General features: G+C 39.7%; 23 protein-coding genes and 1 pseudogene. 8 read left to right on the forward strand and 16 right to left on the reverse strand.

Going from position 1 to position 23,949, the window contains the following annotated elements; all coding sequences use genetic code 11:
* Positions 1–6: 6 nt before the first annotated feature.
* From ACSQ2E_RS11905 to ACSQ2E_RS11915, 3 genes are all read right to left on the reverse strand, one after another.
* Positions 7–1,410, reverse strand: coding sequence for an efflux RND transporter permease subunit (locus ACSQ2E_RS11905; RefSeq protein WP_029548206.1), 1,404 nt, complete (start codon positions 1,408–1,410; stop codon positions 7–9).
* Positions 1,411–1,412: 2 nt separating this feature from the next.
* Complete coding sequence (locus tag ACSQ2E_RS11910) at positions 1,413–2,807, reverse strand: MMPL family transporter (protein WP_435990726.1); 1,395 nt, start codon at positions 2,805–2,807, stop codon at positions 1,413–1,415.
* Positions 2,808–3,434: 627 nt separating this feature from the next.
* Positions 3,435–3,851: a hypothetical protein gene (locus ACSQ2E_RS11915; RefSeq protein ID WP_010025397.1), complete on the reverse strand. Its 417-nt coding sequence runs from the start codon at positions 3,849–3,851 to the stop codon at positions 3,435–3,437.
* A gap of 588 nt (positions 3,852–4,439) precedes the next feature.
* Between ACSQ2E_RS11915 and ACSQ2E_RS11920 the strand changes: the two genes are divergently transcribed.
* Complete coding sequence (locus tag ACSQ2E_RS11920) at positions 4,440–4,997, forward strand: recombinase family protein (protein WP_010025399.1); 558 nt, start codon at positions 4,440–4,442, stop codon at positions 4,995–4,997.
* The gene (locus ACSQ2E_RS11925) at positions 4,994–7,978 is read left to right on the forward strand and encodes a Tn3 family transposase (RefSeq protein ID WP_010025401.1); all 2,985 of its coding nucleotides are present in this window, start codon (positions 4,994–4,996) and stop codon (positions 7,976–7,978) included. Before ACSQ2E_RS11920 ends, ACSQ2E_RS11925 begins: the two co-directional genes overlap by 4 nt.
* A gap of 2 nt (positions 7,979–7,980) precedes the next feature.
* Here the strand turns inward: ACSQ2E_RS11925 and ACSQ2E_RS11930 are convergent, their stop codons facing one another.
* The 8 genes and pseudogenes from ACSQ2E_RS11930 to ACSQ2E_RS11965 form a co-directional block, all read right to left on the reverse strand.
* On the reverse strand, positions 7,981–8,244 hold the full coding sequence (locus tag ACSQ2E_RS11930) for a GNAT family N-acetyltransferase (protein WP_435990729.1): 264 nt from the start codon (positions 8,242–8,244) through the stop codon (positions 7,981–7,983).
* Between the two features lie 90 nt (positions 8,245–8,334).
* Positions 8,335–8,463, reverse strand: a complete 129-nt coding sequence (locus ACSQ2E_RS11935) for an LPXTG cell wall anchor domain-containing protein (RefSeq protein ID WP_435990731.1) — start codon at positions 8,461–8,463, stop codon at positions 8,335–8,337.
* 58 nt (positions 8,464–8,521) lie between these two features.
* Positions 8,522–8,986, reverse strand: coding sequence for a GNAT family N-acetyltransferase (locus tag ACSQ2E_RS11940; protein WP_435990733.1), 465 nt, complete (start codon positions 8,984–8,986; stop codon positions 8,522–8,524).
* Positions 8,987–9,005: 19 nt separating this feature from the next.
* Positions 9,006–9,836 (reverse strand): alpha/beta fold hydrolase, encoded by an 831-nt coding sequence (locus ACSQ2E_RS11945; protein ID WP_435994512.1) that lies wholly within the window; start codon positions 9,834–9,836, stop codon positions 9,006–9,008.
* 169 nt (positions 9,837–10,005) lie between these two features.
* Positions 10,006–10,875, reverse strand: coding sequence for a cation diffusion facilitator family transporter (locus ACSQ2E_RS11950; RefSeq protein ID WP_435990735.1), 870 nt, complete (start codon positions 10,873–10,875; stop codon positions 10,006–10,008).
* Between the two features lie 303 nt (positions 10,876–11,178).
* Entirely contained in the window at positions 11,179–11,730 is a 552-nt protein-coding gene (locus ACSQ2E_RS11955; protein ID WP_435990737.1) for a hypothetical protein, read from the reverse strand.
* 371 nt (positions 11,731–12,101) lie between these two features.
* A complete protein-coding gene (locus tag ACSQ2E_RS11960; RefSeq protein WP_435990739.1) occupies positions 12,102–12,359 on the reverse strand; it encodes a hypothetical protein in 258 nt (85 codons plus the stop codon).
* 113 nt (positions 12,360–12,472) lie between these two features.
* Positions 12,473–12,730 (reverse strand): annotated as a pseudogene (locus tag ACSQ2E_RS11965) (acyl-CoA dehydrogenase family protein); the annotation flags it as partial.
* Between the two features lie 110 nt (positions 12,731–12,840).
* On the opposite strand from ACSQ2E_RS11965, the gene ACSQ2E_RS11970 reads away from it, so the two are divergent.
* Complete coding sequence (locus ACSQ2E_RS11970; protein ID WP_435990741.1) at positions 12,841–14,088, forward strand: cytochrome P450; 1,248 nt, start codon at positions 12,841–12,843, stop codon at positions 14,086–14,088.
* 78 nt (positions 14,089–14,166) lie between these two features.
* On the opposite strand, the gene ACSQ2E_RS11975 is transcribed toward ACSQ2E_RS11970, so the two are convergent.
* Positions 14,167–14,715: a 2'-5' RNA ligase family protein gene (locus ACSQ2E_RS11975; protein WP_435990743.1), complete on the reverse strand. Its 549-nt coding sequence runs from the start codon at positions 14,713–14,715 to the stop codon at positions 14,167–14,169.
* Between the two features lie 239 nt (positions 14,716–14,954).
* On the opposite strand from ACSQ2E_RS11975, the gene guaC reads away from it, so the two are divergent.
* Positions 14,955–15,938: a GMP reductase gene (guaC, locus tag ACSQ2E_RS11980; RefSeq protein WP_435994514.1), complete on the forward strand. Its 984-nt coding sequence runs from the start codon at positions 14,955–14,957 to the stop codon at positions 15,936–15,938.
* A gap of 50 nt (positions 15,939–15,988) precedes the next feature.
* Here the strand turns inward: guaC and ACSQ2E_RS11985 are convergent, their stop codons facing one another.
* The gene (locus ACSQ2E_RS11985; RefSeq protein ID WP_435990745.1) at positions 15,989–16,543 is read right to left on the reverse strand and encodes an STM3941 family protein; all 555 of its coding nucleotides are present in this window, start codon (positions 16,541–16,543) and stop codon (positions 15,989–15,991) included.
* A 209-nt stretch (positions 16,544–16,752) separates the two neighbouring features.
* Between ACSQ2E_RS11985 and ACSQ2E_RS11990 the strand changes: the two genes are divergently transcribed.
* Positions 16,753–17,079: a hypothetical protein gene (locus ACSQ2E_RS11990; RefSeq protein ID WP_435990747.1), complete on the forward strand. Its 327-nt coding sequence runs from the start codon at positions 16,753–16,755 to the stop codon at positions 17,077–17,079.
* A gap of 142 nt (positions 17,080–17,221) precedes the next feature.
* Positions 17,222–17,404, forward strand: coding sequence for a twin-arginine translocase TatA/TatE family subunit (locus tag ACSQ2E_RS11995; protein WP_435990749.1), 183 nt, complete (start codon positions 17,222–17,224; stop codon positions 17,402–17,404).
* 90 nt (positions 17,405–17,494) lie between these two features.
* Here the strand turns inward: ACSQ2E_RS11995 and ACSQ2E_RS12000 are convergent, their stop codons facing one another.
* Both ACSQ2E_RS12000 and ACSQ2E_RS12005 read right to left on the reverse strand, forming a co-directional pair.
* Positions 17,495–18,295 (reverse strand): class I SAM-dependent methyltransferase, encoded by an 801-nt coding sequence (locus tag ACSQ2E_RS12000; RefSeq protein WP_435990751.1) that lies wholly within the window; start codon positions 18,293–18,295, stop codon positions 17,495–17,497.
* Between the two features lie 185 nt (positions 18,296–18,480).
* Complete coding sequence (locus ACSQ2E_RS12005; protein ID WP_435990753.1) at positions 18,481–21,558, reverse strand: GNAT family N-acetyltransferase; 3,078 nt, start codon at positions 21,556–21,558, stop codon at positions 18,481–18,483.
* A gap of 267 nt (positions 21,559–21,825) precedes the next feature.
* On the opposite strand from ACSQ2E_RS12005, the gene ACSQ2E_RS12010 reads away from it, so the two are divergent.
* The gene (locus ACSQ2E_RS12010; protein WP_435990755.1) at positions 21,826–22,170 is read left to right on the forward strand and encodes a DUF3889 domain-containing protein; all 345 of its coding nucleotides are present in this window, start codon (positions 21,826–21,828) and stop codon (positions 22,168–22,170) included.
* Positions 22,171–22,219: 49 nt separating this feature from the next.
* Here the strand turns inward: ACSQ2E_RS12010 and ACSQ2E_RS12015 are convergent, their stop codons facing one another.
* Complete coding sequence (locus ACSQ2E_RS12015; protein ID WP_435990757.1) at positions 22,220–22,792, reverse strand: helix-turn-helix domain-containing protein; 573 nt, start codon at positions 22,790–22,792, stop codon at positions 22,220–22,222.
* A 302-nt stretch (positions 22,793–23,094) separates the two neighbouring features.
* Here ACSQ2E_RS12015 and ACSQ2E_RS12020 point away from each other — a divergent pair, with 302 nt between their 5' ends.
* On the forward strand, positions 23,095–23,919 hold the full coding sequence (locus ACSQ2E_RS12020) for an STAS domain-containing protein (protein ID WP_435990759.1): 825 nt from the start codon (positions 23,095–23,097) through the stop codon (positions 23,917–23,919).
* Positions 23,920–23,949: the final 30 nt, after the last annotated feature.

Here is a 23,949-nt window from a genome sequence, read left to right on the forward strand (position 1 = left end):
TCTATTTCACCCCATTACAGTTTCCGATCCGCTTTCCTTGTCGCCCTTTGTTTGCACAAATCTGTCAAGGAACATCAAGATTGCTGGCAGGACGATAATCGTGCTAATAAGAGCGAAGGAAATGTTCACTAATGTCATCATACCAAAATTGCTCAAGATCACGAAGTCGGAAACAAGCAAAGCACTGAAACCTCCGATTGTTGTAAAGGCTGAAGCAAAAATAGCCTTGCCGATCTTTTGGTTGGCTGTTATGATCGCTTCCCGTCTCTCTGACCCTTTTCGACGCTCCTCATAAAATCGTTCCATAATCAAGATAGTGAATTCCGTGCCTATACCGATAATAAGAGCACCAAGGGTTGCCGTGAGCGGTGTATAGTTGATGTCAAACAAGTACATCATTCCACCTGACCACCCGACGATGAACAAAATCGGTAGTAAAGGAATGAATGCCTTAACCGGGTGCCGGTAAATCAAAAGCAACGCTATAAATACAAGGCCCATCCCCAGCAACGTCATTTTGTATCGGCCTGTTGTCAGTGCGGTAACCATTTCCACATCTAGAACCGACTTACCGGTTACTATCGCATTGATGCCTTCCGGCTGGCTTTCTGAAACGTATGCTTCCATTCTTGCTATGAAATTTTGCAATTCTTCTGCCTCAAGATGCTTGATGCCGACATTCACGACAGCGCTGTCTCTATTTTCATTCACAAAAAGCTTCAACTGTTCTTCCGGCATATCCGCTAGAATGTCGGCTGTTTCTTCCTGATCCGGCATCTCTCCATCATTTGCTTGCTTTAATAGTGCAGGCAATGAATTTGTATCGACGACAACTGACGGGAACTCACGTTGAAGAGAAGCAGTCAGTTCCTCAGTCCATTCCAACGTTTCTTTATCAAGTACGTTGTCTGTACTGTACATGATAGAGACCTGGTCGGTGGTACCCAGGATGTCACGCAATCTGTGAATATCCTCCAGTTCCTGGGTATCCTGGGGCATAAAGGTTTCTACATCTGTTTCCACCCCAGTATTCATATCCCCCCAAATGCCGGCTGTGGCTGTGACAATGGCGATTAAAAGGATCAGCCATCTGAGTTTAATAATTAAGTTGGTGAGCATGCCAAAAGCCTTCTCCATTTTTGAATGCTCAGGCTTTGCTTTCTGATTCTCTGTCCTTGATCTTGTGAAAAAATGATCCCGGGTAAATAGGATCGGAATCAGGATAAACAATCCGACTATAAAGCTGACCACCATGCCAATTGTCAGCATTTTTCCGAAGTCTTGTATCATTGGGACCGGTGACGTATACAAGGATAAAAACCCTACGGCTGTAGCTAAAAGAGCTGTAAGGACAGCGGGTGTCATCTTGATTACGGTCTTTTTGGCACTTTCGGTGCTTTTGTTTTTCATCTTTATTGTTCCTCCCCTTTCATTTCTTCTGTATATCTGCTTTGGAATTGAATTGCATAGTCAATACCGAGACCAATTAAAATCGGGAATACCGCCATCGAAACCATCGTGATTGGCACACTGATCCACCCCATCAATCCAACTGTACCAATTACAGCAATCAAGATTATCACAAGCGGCAATATGCGCCATTTCACACGGAACACAATACCGAGAACCAGAATCATGAACAAGATGGAAAGACCCATCATTTTTTGCATGCTATTTTTCATCTCTGTTCGGATCGAATTATCCAGAACCGGTTTTCCCGACACCATAGTGTCTATCCCTTCAATCGGGTTCTTTTCCATATAATCCTTTACAAAAGCAACTGCTTTACTTTTATTGGTGTCTGTAGCATCACCCGTAAACTTAATCATGAATATCATGTATTTTCCGTCGATAATCATGTCATTAAATATGGTGCGCAATGATCCGTCATCTTCATAAATCATTTGGTCAAGTGTCTCCTGTTTTTCTGGGATAACAGGCGACATGCTGTCAGAATAGGTAATCATTTCACTGAGATTATCACTTACAGAAATGAGATTTTCCCCCATTTTCGTAAGTCCCTCTGCAAGCTTTTCCAAATCTTTTTGCTGCTGGGCCTGTTTTTCGCCCATTTCATCGAGTTGGCTTTGCTGCCCTTTCAGTCCTTTTTCCATTCCCTGCAAGCCATTGATGGTATTTCTGGATACATTAGGGAGTTGTGCGCTTTTCTCGGAGGCGCTAACCATCTGATCAGCCATTCCGCCAAGTTTCAGACCAACCTGTTTTAACTCTGCTGCCTGTTTCTGCTGTGCCGGTCTTCCTGCAGCGGTCTTTTCCATTTGTGCGGCGGATTGCTGGAGTTTCAGTGCAACGTCCTTGAGTTGACTACCCATACTGGAATAGCCGTTTACTAATCCCCCTGTACCCTGCTCCAGTTTTTTCTGTCCTTCGACCATCTTACCGATGCCCTTTTCCATTTCAGATATTTTCGATCCAAAATCCGGTAAGCCTGACTGGCTTGAAGTATTTTCTTCCATGTTTGTACTGATTTCTTTAAGTTTTTCTCCCATTTCCTCCAGACCGTCAGCCATTTCCGTCAGGCCTTCTTCATATTTCTCGGCTTTTTTTTCGGATATTTTTAGAACAGCTGTATGGGGGCCGACGATTGAATAGATGCCCTCTTGTACCCGCAACTGACTTTCGAGGTCTTTCATTTGCTTCAAAGTGTCAGGTTTCAGCAATTTGGATTCATTATCAGCTTCGTAAATCACGATTACCGATTCACCGCCAAATTCCTGTTCCAAGGTAAGGTTATTCTGATAGACCTTTGTGTCTTCCTCAATAAGTGTGTTGTTCCCTGTTGCCATTTCCACCTGCTGCGCCCCGATGGCAAACAGTAATATAGCAACTATAGTAATCGTTATTACTTTTATTGGATTCTTTACGATCCTGTTTGCAATTGTTTTCAGTACCCTCATTTGTTCCCCTCCATATTTGTTAGTAATAACTTACATTATATTTATAAATGTTAGTAGTCACTTACAAACAATATATCCTTTTATATTTTTTTTGTCAAACTTAATTCTCTTGAAAAGGAAAGACCTCCAAAAAATGAGAATAGCATCTCTTTTCTAAATGGAATAGGAAAATTGCCAGGCAAACAAATTCCAAAAAAGGGAGATGCCATAAGGTTTATATAGTTCAAATACCGTTGAGAAATCCTACATCACGTCAAATAATAAATGAATTAGCACATAAAAAAGTCTAAAATTTGAAAAAACTTCTCAAACTTTTGATTTTAAGTACTGCTTCCGAAAAATCCATCAAGGTTGAAAACCGCCTAAAATATTTGAAGGAACATCCCTGTTAATCAAAGAAAAGGCCTACATATTACTCCTTGTTTTTAAAAATGCGATACAATATTTACCCTACTGCTAGTTGGTACTAAAAGTAAAATGAGAATTAAGGTACAAGGTATACCGAAACCTCCAAAGTTATGTTGTTTGGAGGTCTTTGGGAACTCTTTCATATCCATAGTGCTTAATGGTGAATGAAGCAATAATGCCAAAAGCGATAAATGCCATTGTACTTGATATTACAGTCCCTACTCCTGCCTCCCAAGGCAATGTAACCTTCCCTTGTGCAGCATTAAGAGGGATTACGATAGCCCACACAATCAGTCCCCAGATTGCACCAGTAACAAAAGTATTCAAACGTTGTATAGAAGTCACTTTCCTTATTATGAATAGCAGAATATATCCTCCGACTTGACCTGCAAGTATATGAGTGATTAGCTGCATAAAAGTTAACTTTGCCCCCATCTGAGATATTCCAATATTCTCTGCCAACATAACGATCCCTGCTTGAATTAAAGAACCAATCAAAAATCCTAATGAATACTTAATATACATTAGAGTACGCCTCCTTTTTTAGTTAATATTATCTATAGGTGCAGATTTATACCTTTTCTATATAAGAAGAGGTTAATTCTACAGTGTGCATACCTTTCAAATATAATGACGAAGAAAATCCAGATAGAAAACGAATTGCAGAATTTTTTACCGGAGTAGGTAGGTTGTAAGGTAAACGAACAATCTCTTGGAAATTGTATAAGAGACCTATTCTCACCCATCAGGAGATATGAAAAAATGGTCGGTTTTCCCTTCATAATGTTATATAGGTCCTTACTTTAATTTTTGGAAATGGAAGTTAAAGAAGGAGAACTCTCACAAATAATCCTTAATTAGAGTTTTTTTTACAATCTCACCCGTTTTCGGAATAAGAGTAACTAGAGATCTAATTTTATTTTTTTAAAGTAGTATTTTTGATGCTATAACCGTAACAAAAACGACCATCATTTCTGTTACATGATGTGAAAAATATATTTTGTCTGCCAATCTAGCATAAACAACGTAACAAAAATATGTAACAAAATATTTTGTAACAATATTAATTATTTAAGAGTTTTGGTACAATCATGCTGAAAGGTGAGGATATGAATGAAATTTGGTTACATGCGTGTTTCGACTATTGATCAAAATTTGGATCGCCAAAAAAGACAGCTTGAAAAATTTGGATGTGAACGCATCTTTTTTGAGAAAGTAACTGGAACGAAACGGGAACGTCCGGAACTAAACCGTATGCTGGAGTTTCTTCGTCCAGAAGACACCGTTGTTGTATCGGATTTAACTCGCTTATCCCGTTCCACGAAAGATCTGATTGAGATTACGGAACTCATCGCCCAAAAAGGAGCGCATTTAAAAAGTTTAAAGGAGTCTTGGCTGGATACAACAACGGCACATGGGAAAATGTTGTTTACTATTTTTGCAGGCATTGCTCAATTTGAGCGAGATCTCACCTCTGAACGGACAAAGGAAGGCATTTTAGCTGCAAAAAAACGGGGAAAATATCCTGGAAGACCAAAAGCTGATGAAGAAAAGATCAACTATGCCCTATATCTTATAGACCAAGGGTTGAGCCGGACAGATGCTGCCGAAAAGGCCGGTATTTCCCGTATGACTCTATATCGTAAGCTACAAAGGGGTGAAAAACATTGAAAAGGAATTGGGAATTAGATGAGCTAATTGATCACTTTATCCTTATGCCTGATGAACAAGAGCAGATTCAACTAAAAAGGGGAAATACGAAACTTGGGTTTGCTGTCATGTTTAAGTTTTTTCAATACGAAGCTAGGTTCCCTCATACCAAGAGTGAGATACCAAAGACAGTTATAGAGTACATCGCTAAGCAACTAGAGATGAATCCCGATGTTTTTTCTGAATATGATTGGACCGGACGGACCGTTACTTATCATCGTTCGGAAATCCGCACCTATTTTGGATTTCGCGAAGCTACTCTGCAGGATGTAGACTTATTGACAGACTGGCTGTGTAAGCACGTATTATTTCATAGCCATGAATTCAACTATGTTGAAGATAAGTTATACCAACAATATAGAGAATTAAAAATTGTGCCTCCCACCCCTGATCGAGTAGAGCGCCTTATTCGCTCTGCTACCTACTCCTATGAAGATAAATTTTTCGCTTCTATTTATCAAAGACTTTCTAGCCAGACATGTGAAGGACTAGATAAATTAATTAATCTTTTAGAAAAAGTTGAAGACACCTCAGAAGCAAAAGAATCATTAACATTTCATGAATTAAAATCCGATCCTGGACGCATTGGATTAGAAACAGTCTTCAAAGAACTACAGAAACTTCAAACCATAAAAGAGCTGCAATTACCCTATGATTTATTTAACGATATTTCACCAAAAATTTTAAAGAAATATAGAAAGCGTACAGCAACAGAGGATATCCGTGAATTGCGCCGGCATCCACCCCAGATTCGCTACACACTTTTGTCTTCCTTCTTTTGGCTTCGAAGAGCAGAAATTACAGACGGTCTGATTGAACTACTTATACAAATTATTCATCGTATTAATGTTAGGGCCGAACGTAAAGTGGATAAAGAATTAATACATAATTTAAGGAAGGTAAATGGGAAAAACAATCTATTGTTCCAAATGGCTGAACAAGCGTTAGATAATCCAGATGGAATTATTCGGGATGTCCTTTATCCTGTTATCAGCGAGGAAACACTTAAAGATTTAGTAAAGGAATTTAAACATACAGGGCCTGCCTACAAACAGAAGGTATATACGATTATTCGTTCATCGTACAGTTCCCATTACCGCAGGATGGTTCCCCGTATTTTGGATATGTTAGAGTTTTGTTCAAATAATGAGGCTCATCATCCAGTAATCGAAGCGTTAGAACTTATAAAAAAATATATAAATTCAAATGCTCACTTTTTCCCGGATTCTGACCAGGTTCCATTAGATGGTGTGATCCGTCCCAGCTGGAGATACCTAGTCGTGGAACAGGAGACTTCAGGCGAAGAGAGAATCAATCGTATTAATTATGAGATTAGCACCTTGCAAGTCTTACGTGATAAGCTGCGATGCAAAGAAATATGGGTACCTGGTTCGGAACGATATCGTAATCCAGATGAAGATCTGCCACAGGACTTTGAACTGCACCGTGAAGAAAACTATAAAGCATTGAAAAAACCTATTAATCCAGATGATTTTATCGCAAATTTAAAGGAAGAAATGACAAAGGCATTAAATAAATTAGATCAAGGAATCCCTAAAAATAATAAGGTTCGCATTTTAGCAAAAGGAAAGGGAAATGGCCGAATATCTATTTCTCCTTTTGATCCGGTGCCGGAGCCAGTTAACCTATCACGCCTAAAAGCTGAAATTATGAAACGATGGCCAATGACGAGTTTACTAGATATCCTCAAGGAAGCCGATTTGCGTGTAAACTTTACGGACCTCTTTAAAACAGCTGCATCAAGAGAGGTCGTTAGTAAATATTTACTACAGAAGAGGCTTATCTTATGTTTATACGGTTTGGGGACAAATGCAGGGCTAAAGCGAGTTTCAAATGGGGAACATGGCGAAAAATACAAAGACCTATTATACATACGGCGAAAATATATAGATAAAGATAATCTACGGGGTGCAATTGCTGAGATTGTTAATGCCATTTTGCGAAATAAAATGACAGATATATGGGGAGAAGGAACAACTTCCTGTGCTTCCGATTCCAAGAAATTTGGTGCGTGGGACCAAAATCTAATGACTGAATGGCATATTCGGTATAGAGGCAGAGGTGTAATGATTTACTGGCATGTGGCTAAACATTCAACCTGTATCTACTCTCAATTAAAATCATGCTCTTCTTCTGAGGTAGCGTCTATGATTGAAGGAGTTTTGAAGCATTGTACAAGCATGGAGGTTGAAAAGAATTATGTAGACAGTCACGGTCAAAGCGAAGTAGCTTTTGCCTTTTGTCATCTCTTGGGTTTTCAGCTTATGCCAAGATTAAAAGCTATCAATTCACAAAAACTTTATAGGCCAGATAGTGGCATGAGTGATGCTTTCCCTAATTTACAACCTATTCTTACAAGACCTATCAACTGGGAATTGATTCGTCAGCAATATGATCAGATGATTAAATATGCTACAGCCCTGCGTCTTGGAACAGCCGAAACAGAGGCTATCTTAAAACGATTTACAAGAAGTAATTTAAAACACTCGACTTATCAGGCCCTGTCTGAGCTGGGAAAAGTTATTAAAACCATTTTCTTGTGTGATTATTTGGATTCTGAAGATATTCGGAGAGAAATTAATGAAGGCCTTAATGTTGTAGAGAATTGGAATTCCGCCAATGGCTTTATTTTCTATGGAAAAGGTGGAGAAATTTCTACAAATAGATTGGAAGACCAAGAGGTTGCCGTTCTTTCCCTGCATTTATTACAAAATTGCCTCGTGTATATTAATACACTCATGATTCAATCTGTATTATCAGAAAAGCAGTGGCAGGATATGATGACACCTGAAGACTTGAGAGCGTTAAGTCCACTTATATATAGCCATGTAAATCCTTATGGTATCTTTAAATTGGATATGATGGAGAGAATTCCAATCGAAGAAAGGCAATCAGAAATAGAAAACACTTTGCATATTTAACTTTATTCCTTATTGCGGGTAGTGACAGCTTCGCTGGTACTACCCCGATTAGTAGATGAAAAGATTTTTTTCGTAGGTGAAATTTCCTCAAAATAATTCAAAAGGGAAGACGCATACCCTTTTCTCCTCTCCTCAGGAGCAATGATGATCAGAGAGACAAACGAATTCTCAAAAAACTGGGTATTGAATAGGAGGAAACCTGTAGTCTTCCCTTCTTTTATGATTAGACATCCCTTCTCCTTTATCGCTCTTTCAATTTCTTCCATTCTGTTTGCATGCCCGATGACTAGTTGATCAATCGCAAGGATCGCTTCCAGATCTGATACTTGCGCATATTTTACTTCTCTCCTGGGTCACTACCTTCTTTTCCTTAAAAATATGTAAAGAAAAACTAAGACTATTATTAGAGCTACAATCAGTAGCCATGGATTTCCAATTAAAAAATAACTGTCCTCATAACTATATGTTTCTTTTACAGCTGTCATGGTGAAAGATCATCCTCTATGTAGAAAAGGACACTGAATGAACAGGTGCCCTTTTGTTTTAAAGCGATTTGGACATTAACACATTTGTTACTTCATAACCTGTTTTTTGATATAAAGATAGAGCTGTTTTGTTATGACCGAATACATGAAGGGATATTTTCGGGATACCTTTTTCCCTTGCAAACGAGTCCAACGACGCTAAAGCTTCCTTCCCATATCCTGATCCCCTTTTGATCTCATGGATCTTAATATTATATATAAAAATTTCCTTTGCTTCATCGTTTAAAAGAACCCATAAGTTACCTACCATTTCCTTGCTTTCTTCATGAAACAGGGAAAATAAATAATGATCTTTTGTTTCCCTTCCCTCAGGTAAAAGTTTATTAAATTCTTCCTCTGCTTGTTCCAGGGACGTTTCTTTCTTAAAATTACCTGCCTTCGTTTTTTCTTCTGCATATTCCTTGATGGACTCTTTTATCCATTCACGATATTCGTTCTCTGTCATCGTTTTTAATAGAATCATAGAGTGATTCCTCCTTTACTTATTTCCAACGCTGTCTGATTTCCCTTACTACAATTTCAGGACGGTCCCAATGAAGAAGGTGGGTCGTACCCGGAATGCACTTTACTTCCCCCTTGGCCAGTACCTTAAAGATGTCTGCTGTCTTTTTGCGGGTTTCAGCAAGGCTTTCAGGGAGAGAGGCTCTTAATAATAAAACCGGATTTTCTATTTTGTGATAAATATCCTCCGCCTCATCCTTGTGCATGGCACGGATGATGTGACCGGCTGTTTCCCCGCGGGCATGCCAATAATATTGGTGGTTATGATAAAGGAAAAGATCTTGAGCGGCCTCCATCTTCAATGAAGACCAGCTTAACGTTTCACTCTTAACGAGGGCGAGGAAATCTTCCCATGTTTCCCAAATTTGTTCAAAGTCTTTTTCATAATAAGCGACTTCTTCTTCTACTGTTTGTATGGAATGACGTTTTCCCTGATAACCCCCATCGATCAACATCAGTCCTCTGATTTTTTCGGGATATTTGGCTGCATAAAATAGGGCGACAAAGCTCCCCCATGAATGAGACAGGAAATAGAATGAATCGATTTCAAGAAGTTCAAGCACTTCATTCAGCCATTCGGCCATGTTATTCATTTCATAATCTTCACCAGATTCAAATGGAGTCGTCTTTCCATGACCAGGTGCATCGATGGAAATGATTCTGTAGTCTTCCTTTAAATCGTGCGCTACTTCAATAAAGCTAAGGCCAGTACTCCCCAATCCATGAAGACAAAAAATCACGGGTTTCGAAGGGTTTCCCCATTCCGTAATGCGTATTCGCTGGAGTTGTTTTTGAAGAGAATAACGTTTTATGGTGTTCATCTCCTATGTATGACTTTCCTTCTCTCATTCTATTATTTTACCATTATCATCCAACATATTCATGCTAAGTTTCGAAATAATTGTTAAAATGGATATGAACCAAAAAAAGACCCTAAACAGGGCCCTTTAAAATGATGCGCTTTACCTTTAATGAAAGTTTTTAATTCGGTTCCACATGAACATGCACATCATACACCTCATGCTTATGCATCAATTCTTCTTCTACCTCGCTTGAAATATCATGTGCCTGTTTTATATCGAGGGTTGACCTCACCAGGATTACAACATCGACGACAGTGTTATTTCCGTAATTTCTTGCCCGAATATCTTTTACACCTTTAACCCCGGGGAGATCGAGGACAGTCTTTTCGTAAGATTCTATAAGTTCTTCATCGAATCCGTCCGTTAAGTAATGAGAAGCTTCTATAAAAATGCCCCACGCGGTTTTACAAATGAGAAGGCCGACAATGACAGCTGTGAGGGGATCCAACCAAGGCAGATAAAATTGAGCACCAAGGATTCCGACCACCGTGCCGATGCTTACCCATGCATCTGAAAGATTATCTTTTGCTGCAGCCATAAGGGATTGACTGTTTATTTTCTGCGCTAATTTTTTGTTGTACCGATAGACTAAGTACATGACTATTGCAGCACCAATACCAGTCCATGCGGAAATAAGATCCGGTGCCTGGGTTTTTCCGTCAAATACAGATTGGATAGCATTGTATAGTACCTGTATCCCCACCACCATCATGATAAAGGATGCCAGTAAAGAGGCTACACTTTCGGCTTTCCAATGGCCATATGGATGATCTTGATCGGCTGGCTTCCTTGAATATCTTAGTCCGATAAGTACCGCAATGGAAGCCACGATATCCGTTGCGTTGTTCAAGCCGTCTGCACGTAATGCCTCTGAACCGGCTGATGTTCCAATGAGGAATTTAATGATTGATAATATAATATAGGCAATTATGCTTATAACTGCACCACGCTCTCCCAATTTCAACTGATCATATTTTTCTTGATTCACTATCATAATCCTCCACAATTGATATGTACCTGAATATCATAGCAACCCCTTCCCGTGTGGGTCTATAGCAACCTTCTTTAGTGAAGCTATCTTAATATGAAGAGGTGAACAATGTTTCCGGTAGTAAACTTTTATGAAGACATAAAAAATAGGACTGCGGATGCAGTCCTATATATAACGATTTTTGACTCATTTAGCCTTTCTTCACGAGCTACTTTTCAGCTTTGCTGAAAAGCGGGCGAAACCAATGTTTCGCCCGAATGAGTCAAAAACCTGAGTCTTATCTATATTTTTTTAAAGCTATTAATCTACAATATCAGCTGAAAAACTAGGCTTCGTCAATCCTGCTTCTTCGTAGATAGCAGCCATTTTTTCTTCAAATGAAGCAAATTGTTCATCAGATTCTGTGTATTCTGCGTTTGCTTCGTCCGAAAGATTGGCAGCCCTGGTTTCGTATGATTTTGCAAGATCGTCCAATGCCCCTTGAATATCGTCTTTCTTTGAATCGAGCGCAGCAGGTACTTCTAGCCCATGAACGTCTTCAGCTACAGTTTTAGCAGCAGTTTCAGCGTCGGTTTTTAGTTTGGCAATCTCTTCGGCACTGGGTTTATCCTCTTCTTTAGCTTTTGCCGATTCAAAAGTGTAAATAGCTGAATCATTGGCGTTCACTGTGTTGATGATTTCCTTTTGAAGGTCTAATAGAGCGGATTTCATTTCCATCTCGTCCGACTTTGCATTTTCTTCAGTTACTTCAGTGTTTGTCTCTTTTTCCTCTGTACTACCTTCATCACTACTGCATGCGGCAATAAATAAACTCATAGATAGCAAGAAAAAGGGTAAAATCAATTTTTTCATCTGCAATCCCTCCCCATTCATTTGTTCCTACAATTACATATATTACCTTATCACTTAATATTTGTAAACAAATGGATATTATTTAGTATTAATTGTAATTTTCCATTATATAGACATGCTGATTTCCATACTTTGACGTTTACTATTAACACGTGGGTATTATGTTCCTAAATGTGTATGGAATTCAGTGATTTGGAAACGATGAATAATAACTTATTGCAAAAGGAGGTGTCTTTCTTGGTGACGAAAGAATGTCCTTGTGAACGCTGTACGTGTAAAACGAAAAAAGAATGTGATTGTCCCTGCTGCTGTGAAAAATAAAAAGAAATCCCTGGACATTGAAAATCCTGGGATTTTTTTCATTTAAACCTTTACTTTCCCCCCACTATTTCGTCGAAGTACTGAAAGGATTTCATTTCTTCATCGATCCATTCGGTTTTTCTCCATGTTTGCTTGATAAAAATATCTGCAATCATACGTTTTCTTATTCCGCCAAATGTATAGGCATCTTTAAGTGCCACCACACTTTCAAAAATTTGGACCATTAGTTCTGCCATTCTCTTCGCATGATAGGTCTGTGTATCATGATTGGACGTGGTTACCAATGTCAATAGTTGTTCAAGCTTCAAGATTCCTTCCGTTATGGGAACATTAACAAGATGAATTCTTCTGGAACAAGGGAGAGCTCATCTTTCATTCTGGCTAAAAAGTATTCATGAGCCCGGTGTTTATTCATTAATCTCATCGGAAAGTGAGCCAGAGGCTGTCCGAATGTTTCAGGATGGAAAGCATAATTTCTTGCTTCAAGATAGGCTCTTCTCATAATGCCGATCGATGCAATGGCATTACAAATCCGGGATAGATTTAGTGCTTCCATCATATAGTAGATTCCTCTATCCGGTTCTCCAACCAGATAGGCGTTTGCACCTTTGAACTCCACCTCTGCTGAAGGCACTGCCCGGACACCTAACTTTTCCTTCAGCCTTCGAATGTGGGTACCATACCTACATTTCAATTTCACAATAAACTAATAGCTTAGAGCGGTGTTTATTTTCATAAGAAAAGTGGGAAAGTACAAAATAATCAAATAGAAGGGAATGTGTTTACCTAATGCCAGTTCAGGTACCGAAAGATAAGGGAATTGACCGCACATTATCGATCTTTAAGGACGGCTATGAGTTTATTCAAAAACGTACTCAGAAGCATCATCTAGATGTTTATGAAACAAAAGTTCTTGGTAAGAAAGTCGCTCTTCTTAGCGGTGAAGCAGGTGTGAAACTTTTCTATGATAATGAAAAGATGAAGAGGAACGGAGCGATGCCCCCTCACATACTGAACACACTCTTTGGGAAAGGCGGTGTTCAAACGTTAGATGGACAGTCTCATGTACACCGTAAACGTTTGTTTTTGTCTTTGATGACACGTGAAGGCCTTGATGAACTGCATAAGATTACGACAAGACAGTGGAATGCATATGCACGTAAGTGGGAGAAAAAAAGTAAAGTTAACCTTTTCGAGGAGTCCCTGGAATTACTCACAAAGGTTGGGTGTGAATGGGCTGGTATACCGATAGAAGAGAAAGAAATACCAAAACGGTCCAAAGACTTAAACAAATTAATTGAAGGAGCATCGAAAATCGGTCCCCAGTATCTTGCAGGTCTGCGGGCAAGGAAGCGATTAGAAAAATGGATTGAAAGCGTTATCCAAATGGTGCGTCAAGGGGAACATGAAACAAGAAAAGGGTCTGCCCTATATGAAATGGCTTTCCACCAAGACCTGAACGGGGATCTTCTTGATAAACAAGTGGCTGCAGTCGAATTATTAAATGTCATTCGCCCTCTAGTAGCCATATCACGCTATCTGATATTTGGGGCCGTTGCACTTGAGGAAAATCCGGAGTGGAGAGATAAGATTAATTCTGATGACGAAGACCTGCGATGCTTCATTCAGGAAGTGCGTCGCTACTACCCCTTCTTCCCATTTCTGGCTGCCCTGACAACCAAGGATTTCGTATGGCAGCAATATCACTTTAAACAAGGTCAAATGGTGATGCTTGATTTATATGGTACGAATCATGATCCGCGGCTCTGGGAGGACCCTGATCATTTCGAACCCGGGCGGTTCAGAGACTATAAAGGCAGTATTTATGAACTGGTCCCACAAGGCGGTGGAGATTACGATACTGGTCACCGCTGTCCAGGGGAATGGCCGACCATTGAAGTCATGAAAGCCAGCTTCTCTTTCATGAGTAACCATCTTAACTATCAACTGCCGAAGCAGGACATGAGCTATAGTCTTCGGGAGATTCCAACGCTACCGAAAAGTGGATTCGTGATGAAGAAAGTATGCTATATATAATTTTGCTGCATTTGCAATCTACCTAATAATACACCCAGAGGCGGGATCATAACCCGCCTCTCAGTGTATAATACAAGTCTACCTTAATGATTTAGTAAAGATGATGGGGGCATCCATACAATCCTCTGAATCGTTAATTAATTCAATAATGGCTATATCCGTTATCTCCGCTTCAATCGTGTCTCCCCTTCCTAAACAATACTCAAACCCCTCCGCTAATTTTTCAGGGGAAAGTTTGTTAGCCAAAGTGCAGTGTGGAATCCAATTGCCTGGAAGATAAAGTGGATTAGCCAGATGATTAAAAGAATGAAAATGATTGTAATGAGACGAGTGAAAGTCCAGAAGCTCCCTCGTAACGGTTGGGGAAAGAAAAAGCGTGCCGAAATTCAAAAAAGATCCTACTGTATTAAATGTGATGTTGAAGGGTGACCTATATTCATAAAATGCTTCTAACGATTTTATGTATGCCTCTTTGTCTATTTCCGTGTAACTGCCTAAAGTAATATGAGGACGGGCCTCATTGATCTCTTCTTCATAATAAGAAATGTTCTTAACCGCTAGTTCCTTCCAAATTCCTTTAATCAGCTCTTCCGTTTTATCATCAAATAGAGCGATGACCCAGTACATAGCCCATCCACCTTTCTTCACATACGGATTTAATATGTCCCGCATGTTTATACTCTAACACAATCTCACTCAAGATAAAGCATATGGAAACGCTTAATAATTAGCTGAATGAATAGTTTGTAGATCATCAAATAAATTAATAAAATCTTTGACATCGCTAAGAAAATGATGTAAATTACCTTATGGACGAACATTTATAAAATAAACAAAGTTTAATATTCGTGTTTAGGGGTGTAATGATGGAAAATGTATTTGATTACGAAGATATTCAATTAATTCCTGCAAAATGTGTGGTTAACAGCCGTTCTGAATGTGATACGAGTGTAACCCTGGGTGGCCATTCGTTTAAACTGCCTGTAGTCCCAGCCAACATGCAGACCATTATTGATGAAAAAATCGCTGTCTATTTAGCTGAAAATAATTATTTCTATATCATGCATCGTTTTGAACCAGAAAAGCGTGTGTCATTCATTAATGATATGAAGTCACGTGGATTAATCTCTTCTATTTCAGTGGGTGTAAAGGAAGAAGAATACGCCTTTGTCGAGCAGTTAGCTGAAGAAAAGCTTGTCCCGGAATTCATTACAATCGATATTGCCCACGGACATTCCAATGCCGTCATTAATATGATTCAACATATTAAAAAACATGTACCTGAGAGCTTTGTGATTGCCGGAAACGTTGGGACCCCAGAGGCCGTAAGAGAATTAGAACATGCCGGGGCCGATGCTACCAAGGTTGGAATCGGACCGGGTAAAGTTTGTATAACAAAGATCAAAACAGGGTTTGGTACAGGTGGATGGCAGCTGGCTGCACTGAGATGGTGCGCTAAAGCGGCTACTAAACCCATCATTGCTGATGGAGGCATCCGGACCCATGGGGATGTTGCAAAATCCATCCGCTTTGGTGCCACTATGGTGATGATCGGATCGCTATTTGCCGGTCACGAAGAATCTCCTGGAGAAACGATTGAAAAAGATGGAAAGCTTTTCAAAGAGTACTTTGGATCAGCTTCCGAATTTCAAAAGGGTGAAAAGAAAAATGTTGAAGGAAAGAAAATGTACGTTGAACATAAAGGGGCATTAGAACATACCCTGATTGAAATGGAACAAGACCTTCAATCTTCAATCTCCTATGCAGGGGGAACGAAACTTGAATCCATCCGTACAGTAGATTACGTTGTGGTGAAGAATTCGATCTTTAATGGGGATAAAGTATATTAATCTTAAAAAGTGAAAGGTGAGCAATGTTTGCTCACCTTTTTGGGGTTATATTACATTGAATTCGTAGGTGCAACAGGCTTTTCTTCAGTAACCATATTTGCATGGGGAATACGAATAGTTAATTCTTCAAGCAATTTTTGTGGCTCTTTTAAATTGCCTATTACAATATTGTATTGTGGATACCCCATTTTCACATTCATCCTGGACATGCGTTTTAGCTTATCCGGCATCTTGTCGCGGTATTCCTCTTCATCGATCAGAACAAGTCCAATAAAAGAATTCCGGTAAATTTCGTAAGGAACATAGCTTTCAATATCTTCCCAGCGAATGTGAACGGGTTCATCAGGCAACACATATAAGACCAAATTTTCCATAGTCATACTTACATGAGGCACATCATTAGAGAGCTTTTTAAAGATCTGAATCAAACAAAAGAGAAAGAACATTCCTCCTAACGCAACAATCCCCCCTATCAAATAGTTCACATCAATAAAGAAAAACTCATACGTTAAATACAAACACAATAGAACAAATAAAATGCATCCAGCCGCAATCAAACTCAACTTCTTCTTAGATTCGTAAAAATGAACAACCTTCTCCTCCATGACCAAACCCCTTCCATAAATATACATATCCAATCTTCTATACCCGAAAAACCAAGAAGTAAACCTTACACTTGAGGGACGGACCTCAAAAAAATAGAATGCAAGCTCTGTTCTCTCTCTTTTGAGGTCCGTCCCTCTGAATTTTTATAGACACCAAAAGAATTATGGCTATAATTAAGTGTAATATGATCTTGGGAGGTGAAGGGGCTATGGCGAGACTTTTGTTAATGGTGCTTCTATGTATGACATTTATGACCAATCCTGTTCAACAACAGTCACACCAATCAATATTATCAAGCATTGATGGAGAGCCTACCATTTCGGATCACCTGTTTCTAGCAGATGAAGCCATGATTCTCGACACGAAGCCTTCCCTCGTCCACAAACAAGATGGTAATCCCCTTAATAAAATGACCATTCCCCCTGACATGGAATTTGGCATTAAGCCCTTCGTACAAAGTTCATTTTGCTTTGAGGTTTTTCCCGATTCGTTGGGCTTTCTTGAAGTGGTCAGGTCCCAATCAAATTACCTCTGATCCTTACATTCATACGTCATCATTCTAAAAAAACTTTTTTCAGCCGGGGGAATTTATATATCTTCCATTAATATGGACATATTCGAATTGAGAAAGTTAAGTGATTGGTTATACGACTTTAAAATAAAGTGAGGAATTTAAGATGAATCTGGGATTCGGTGAGATAGCGATTATACTGTTTGTTGCGCTTTTGTTCTTCGGACCAAGCAAACTACCAGAGCTGGGTAAAGCCGCTGGTGCTACCCTTAAAGAATTCAAAAAGGCAGTAAGTGGAATAATGGAAGACGAAGATCCACAAAGTAAGGAAGAGAATAAAAACAATTAGTAACCTTTACGAGGGACGGACCTCTAGAAGTGATGATTCTATTGTCATGTATACTCTTTCTGAGGTCCGTCCCCCTTCCATTTCTTCTAACTATTTTTTCTCTGCAATGATTGTAAATAAACCAGGTATGTTATTTTCAATCCCCAATGGAGCATTGGGTGGGAACGCCCATCTTATTCCGGCTTCTTCTTCTAATTGAGTAATGGTCATGCCTGTAATGCCAATTGCTGTGATGATATCACCCAGTGTCCATCTGCGAATTCTATTCTTAGTTGATCGGTGCAGTAGATCGGTCTTTAATAATTTCCAGAATGCAACCTCTACTTCCACTTCACAGTTCTCAAAATAATCCCCTGCTGCCACCATTTTCGTACCCTCAACCGACAATAGTTTAGTAAGCAGCGGATGGAAATCCCTCAAGATGAAAGTTCCGCCTTTCTTAAGCATCTTACTGACGATAGTGAAAACAGGCACTAAATCAACAAAGTAATGTAGAACGCCAAGTTCCAAAATGACAAAATCATAATCCTCTTTTTTCTCTTCACCGGGGATTTCTAACAAATCAGAAATGATATAATGAAGCTCGACACCAGCGGCTTCTGCCAAATCCATCGCGTACAGGCTATTTTCTTTCGAAATATCCACCACAGTTACCTCAGCACCCAATAGGGCAAAGGACACTGCTTTATTACCCTTTGACCCTAGTAGATTTGCAATTCTTTTACCTCTGATATCTCCCATATGGTTTAAATATTTCAATACTTTATGTTGTGGATTTTTCATAAGTGTAAGAGCATAATCCTTTGGCAATCCATGACGATTCACCCACGCTTGATAAGCACCATCATTCCATCCTGCCCTATTAATACTACTAAGCTCACTTTGCCTCAAAATGCCTTCACCCCCAGCATAAACTGTAGAGGGACGGACCTCCAAAAACTCGCCACATATCCTCTCGGATCCTTATACAAACAGGGTTTCCACAAGAAAAGTAACACTTTTTGGAAGTCCGTCCCTTTTCTTTAAACCTCAAAAAAACACGAACCTGCCTGCACTGCAGGCAAGTTCGGGCTGAATTAACTGAATTTGATGTTTTGTAATGCTTTAATGCTCTGGGTGTCCTTCAGTTCTCCGTAGAAGAGGATACTTGGCTCTATCTTTATGATTTCCCCTGTGGGAGCCGACCACTCTTTAGTTGATGCTACTAAAAGTGCGTCTTGATTAATGTATGCTTCTGACATCTTTCTATTAGCAGGATGAACAAACGTCATCATCTCTTCCCTTACGTCAGATCCCAACATGATAAACGGTGTATCCCTTAATACGAATTCTTCCGACCCCGCATAGTATTTTTGGAAGACTCCTTCTGTAGGAAGTGTAATGTAACTGGATTGTAACGTCTCTCCGAGCTTGAAGAAAGCATCCAGATCCAGTATTTCTTTGTCAAACGTTTGCCCTGAATGTTGATGGATTTCTGCGTAAACGGCAAGAACCGGTACATCCGGCAGGGTCAAGGCGTATTGTTGTAGAGTGACGCCTTTCATCTTCCCGTGCTGCTTAAACTCTGTTGTTATACTGAGGCCGGACCAACGGTGACCGTTCTGATCCACTTTCGTTACTGATTCAATCGTTGTTTTTTCTTTCAGCATGGAATACCCACTGATATTTCGGAAGGAGTATGCAATCCCACCGCCCCATGGGTTCCACCAGGCACGGGGGCCAGGGGTCGGGTATTGATGATCAAGAGTTTCATTTCCATTTAAACTTAATGAATAAATTCCCGGATAGTAATTCGAAGAGGCCTTAAACGACGCAACCCCATTATCAACAGACCAAATCCCATCATTTTGTCCAATCTTTACATCACTTTTTCCTATAACAAATTGCAAGGAATCCACCCTCGCCGTTTGACTCTTTGTAATGAATTCACCTGATATCCATTTTACCCCAGGGGAATTATGTTCAAGTTGAACACTTATTTGAGTAAGACTCTCTTCTTTCAGCACATCCTTCACAAGCGTTTCATCTTCGTGCTGAACGGATAATGTTCCATGAACATAAGGAGTCATCATAGATTTGAATGAATAATCCTCTTTAACACCTAAGCTAGAGACAACGTCTCCCTTTGCTTTTTCGAAAGCATAAAGAGGAAGCTCCTTCAATTCTACATCTTTCCCTGTAATCAATTCGCGCCACTTCGACCAGTGATTAGACACGTTGATGCCTACCTGGATTGGACCTAAACATAGCTCCTCATGGGCAGGTATCAAATCCATATCATATTCCAAAGCCATTCGCCAATCATCTTTTCTGGCAATGGCATTTTCCGGCCAGGATAAACCGATCGTATCCCCTATAGATGCTTCGAGAAACATCCATCGCTCTGAAATAGCTTTATCATCAATATACTCCACAAATGGAACCAGGGATTCATTACATTTCAAGACCCCTTCATTTTGAGGGACTGACAGACCTTCCAGACTTGTAAACACGGGCTGAATCAAAGAAAGCTTCTTCTTTTCCTGATCCCCTGTATTTACCACCTCATGCTTGACTTCCACTAACCCCTCTCCATATATCTTGAAATATGAATTGAGTAGTATGGAAGGAAACGCTTCTGATACGAGTGATGTTTTCACAACCAATGCCTCTGGTAACTCGATGTATTCAATAGAAGACGCTTCTTTCTTTGAAAATTCTTCGCTGTATGGTTTACCGAATTTAGGGGTAAAGAATGAAATGGGATCCCTGGTGAAAGCAGTTGAGCCGATTTTCACCATGTGATTTCTTTTTTCGATTTCAACATAGTGTGGTCCATTATATCCAAACCAGTGCTCGTCTGTTTCCCCGCCGAATTTTGCCCCGAATCCAGGAAATGCAATTCTCAGTGAAGTCGTAAAGGAGGATCGGTGTCCGTTTTCCCACTTAACCTCTACAACAATTTCTTCTGATAAAAACCCATTTTTCAACAGCTGCACAGGTACCGGGATGGAAACTCTCCCTTTGGCGCCGACCTTCTCGATCACCTCAGATTCATCCCAAGAAATCACTTTATTCTCAGGCAGTTTGACTGTCCAAGTGGAATCTTCGCCAACCTGACTTTCAAGGTCGAGATAGACGGTTCCCTTACTGTGGGGTCTCCAATTCTTCTTAACAGATCTTATGTTCACTTTACCTGCCTGCTTGGGGTATACACCCATTTTCAGCGAGAGAGGTTGTTTATTTATTTTGAAATCAGCCCCAATCACTGGATGTGTTTTCCATGGACCAGGTTCACTTTCTGGCATCGAAACCTTTACAGGGTAATCCCCCATCCATTTGTTTTCGACCAGAAAGGTAGCTTCGAAATCATGCTCTGCTATCGGTGACGAAACACCTTTTATTGAAATTTCAATTGGTTCCTTGCTGCGATTTTCAACATGATAGCTTACATAATGTTCTTCATTTTCCAAAAGTTTAAATTCCGGCACGTTCATTTGAACTAAATAATCCTGTGTTTCAATTAAACGAATGCCTCGTCCCGTTCGTTCAAATTGAATGCGGACGAATTCTTCGCCTGCTTCCCACTTATATTCATAATATGTGTGTTCATTTACCTTCAGAGCATCCGGTTTGACTTCAATCAAACGCTGACTGGTTTGATACCAATCATGTTTCTCGAAAAAAGGCTTCAACAGATCGATTTGAAGCACCATTGGGATGAAATTCATTAAATGAACTGTATCATCACGGTCTTCCCAGAAGAATCCGCATTTTTTATAAAGTGGCACGGCTTTAGTGTTTCCTGGCCACGTAAACAAGTCAAGTCGTGGCCATTGTAATTCCACCGTCTTCTCGATCGCTTTTAAGACAAGCTGTTTGCCGATTTTTAACCCTTGATACTTAGGGTGGACATTCAGTAAAGGAATGTATAGAGCACCTACATCTTCACGATATTCAGAAAGTCCGCAGTATCCTGCGACCTCGGCCCCTACCATGGCTAAAAATAAATGAAGATTGGTGGAACTCTCTTCCTTGTCCTTCACATCCTGTTCTGTTGTAACGGTGGAATCCCCGCCCCAGTTTTCGCGGCTTTCATTCCACATTTTGGCGATTCCTTTTGCTAATCCTTCATGATATTCTACGATTTTCACTTGCTGAAGAGTTGTCTTCATAATATCCTCCCACGCTATGTTTTAATTGAAAGAACCTCATAATCATTGATATTTTGACTTGCATCGACGATTGGAATCATCGCCATCGCCTCCTTTCATTATGTTGGAAAGATTTTCTTCCCACATCCACAGTTTAAGATTTTATGTGGATTAAGTAAAGAATATTCCAACTAAAAAAATAATTCACTTATCTTCAAATGCTATTGATATTAGAAAAAGGGAATAATTTCAGACAGAAAAGACAACCTACAAGGTAAAAAGAGGGTAATGCTTTTGAAATTGATCCGGTTAGTTTCAATTGTTCTTGGTCTGATGGTCATGACGAACCTGTCAATCGGTGACGGTACTCAGGTTCTTCATGCACAGCAGGAAATTCCGTCCTATGCAAAATGGGGAAGTCTTGCTGTGAGAAAAACGAAAGAAAGGTATCCTGATGCAGTGATCGTGGATTATCTTCACATTGGAAAAGAATATGGAATGATGAATTCAACTGAAAAATTCAAGCTTTGGTTAAGACGGGATGGTAAAGAATTCGGAGTGTTTATTGATATCCAGTTTGAAACTGAAAGCGAAAAACTCATTGATATTAAGTTTAGGGAAACGGATCGATAGCTTTCAAAAAAAGAGATCGGAGGGTTTATCATCCTTCGATCTCTTTTTTCTACTTTTCTTTTTTCATCCTCGTATTATAGAGCTCATCATTGGGTCTGTTGCTATGTATTACTGTGGAAGCAGTGGCAACTCCAATAATGGCACCATCCTCATTTAGAAGGGGATGTGCATAAACATTATATGAAATTTCCCCAGATAATAATGGAATGGTAATGACTCGACTGACTGGCCTCTTTTCTGTTAAAACCTCTTTCTTTAACTTCATCAAGGCACGATTCCCTTCATTATCATCCAATTCCACATCTGTTTTTCCAATATGATCTTCGGGAATAAGGTCAGGGGTATTAAAAATCCACGTGTACCGTAATTGTGTATCACAATGAGCCAGGATGACAGGGGCATTTTGTAAGGCGATGGAGAATGGATTTTCCTCCAGGTTAAAACTTGATGCATGAAAATCCAACACTTGACCTAACTTGAGCGTCACTTCAGCACTTGGTTTCCGGATTCCATTTTCAATTTGGGCATAATAGGATCTTTCAATAAAGGCTTTTGCTGCTACTTCCTGCTGCGTCATCTTTTTCCTTTTTCGTAACTTAGTGAGCCAAGTTCTTTTATTCAACCCTCAATCCCCCTTCTGAACCATAATGACAGATAAACAAATGTATACTGAATGTTAGAAAGTGTCTAAACAGACACTTTTTTACCTGTTAATCTTCTGTATAATCAAATTGTAGGAATCTATCAATCGTCATTCCTTCACCTCTTCAATGAAACACCTTACTTCCTCAATTCCTAACATTGCTATTGTACTCTTTACAAAAAATCATAACATAGAATTCAACATTACCTCTATTCTTTTTTCCAAATATATTTACATAATTAGACAACCTTCAAAGTTGATCTATAATAGGAGGTTACCATATGCCGATGAAGGCTGTTCAGGACCAAGATAAATATCTTGATTTCATTAATCGTATCATCAAATCAAAATCTGAGCTGATTCAGGAAAGAGCAAATATAGATTCTTCGTATTCGAATATTGTCGAAATGTCTCTTAGAAAGTGGAGAGGCGATTCCATCGAGGTGCTGGCCGATTCATTGCGAATGGCTAAGGATTCAGGAAACATCGAAAAGTGGGCATGTTCTTCCGTTACCTTATTCAAGCAGCTGGGCGTTTCCCTTGAAGTAGCGATAAACGATCTTCATTACTTTCGCAAAATGATCGGAGAGGTGATAAAAGCAGAGGCGATCGATAAAGAGCTGTCGATTGCAACTTTCTACGATTTACTTTCTCTCTTTCACACAGGGGTGGACCGTGCCATTTTCCGAATTACAATCGCTTATTCTCATCCCCTTTCGGATACCATCAGTTCTGAGCTTTCCATCCCCATCGTCAAGGTGACCAATTCGATTGCCATTCTGCCACTCATTGGAGACATTGATGCCTCAAGGTCGAAGGATTTAATGGACAGGGCTCTCACAAAAGGGTCTGCATTGGGTTTACGATATCTGATCATTGATCTATCAGGTGTTACTTTGGTTGACACAATGGTAGCAGATCAGTTATTTAAAGTAGTCGCCGCTCTTAAATTAGCCGGCATTCAGGCAGTTTTGACAGGTATTCGACCGGAAATTGCTCAAACCATGGTCAACCTGGGAATTGTCATCACTCATATCCCAACATTCGCCAGTCTGCATACAGCCCTCATTCATTTGCAAAAAAGCAAGAGCATCCATAAATATTAGGGTGCTCTTGTTTTTTTGCCCCGTCGCAGC

Origin of the sequence: Rossellomorea sp. LjRoot5, assembly GCF_964253455.1 — a bacterium.
Taxonomy (GTDB): Bacteria; Bacillota; Bacilli; order Bacillales; family Bacillaceae_B; genus Rossellomorea.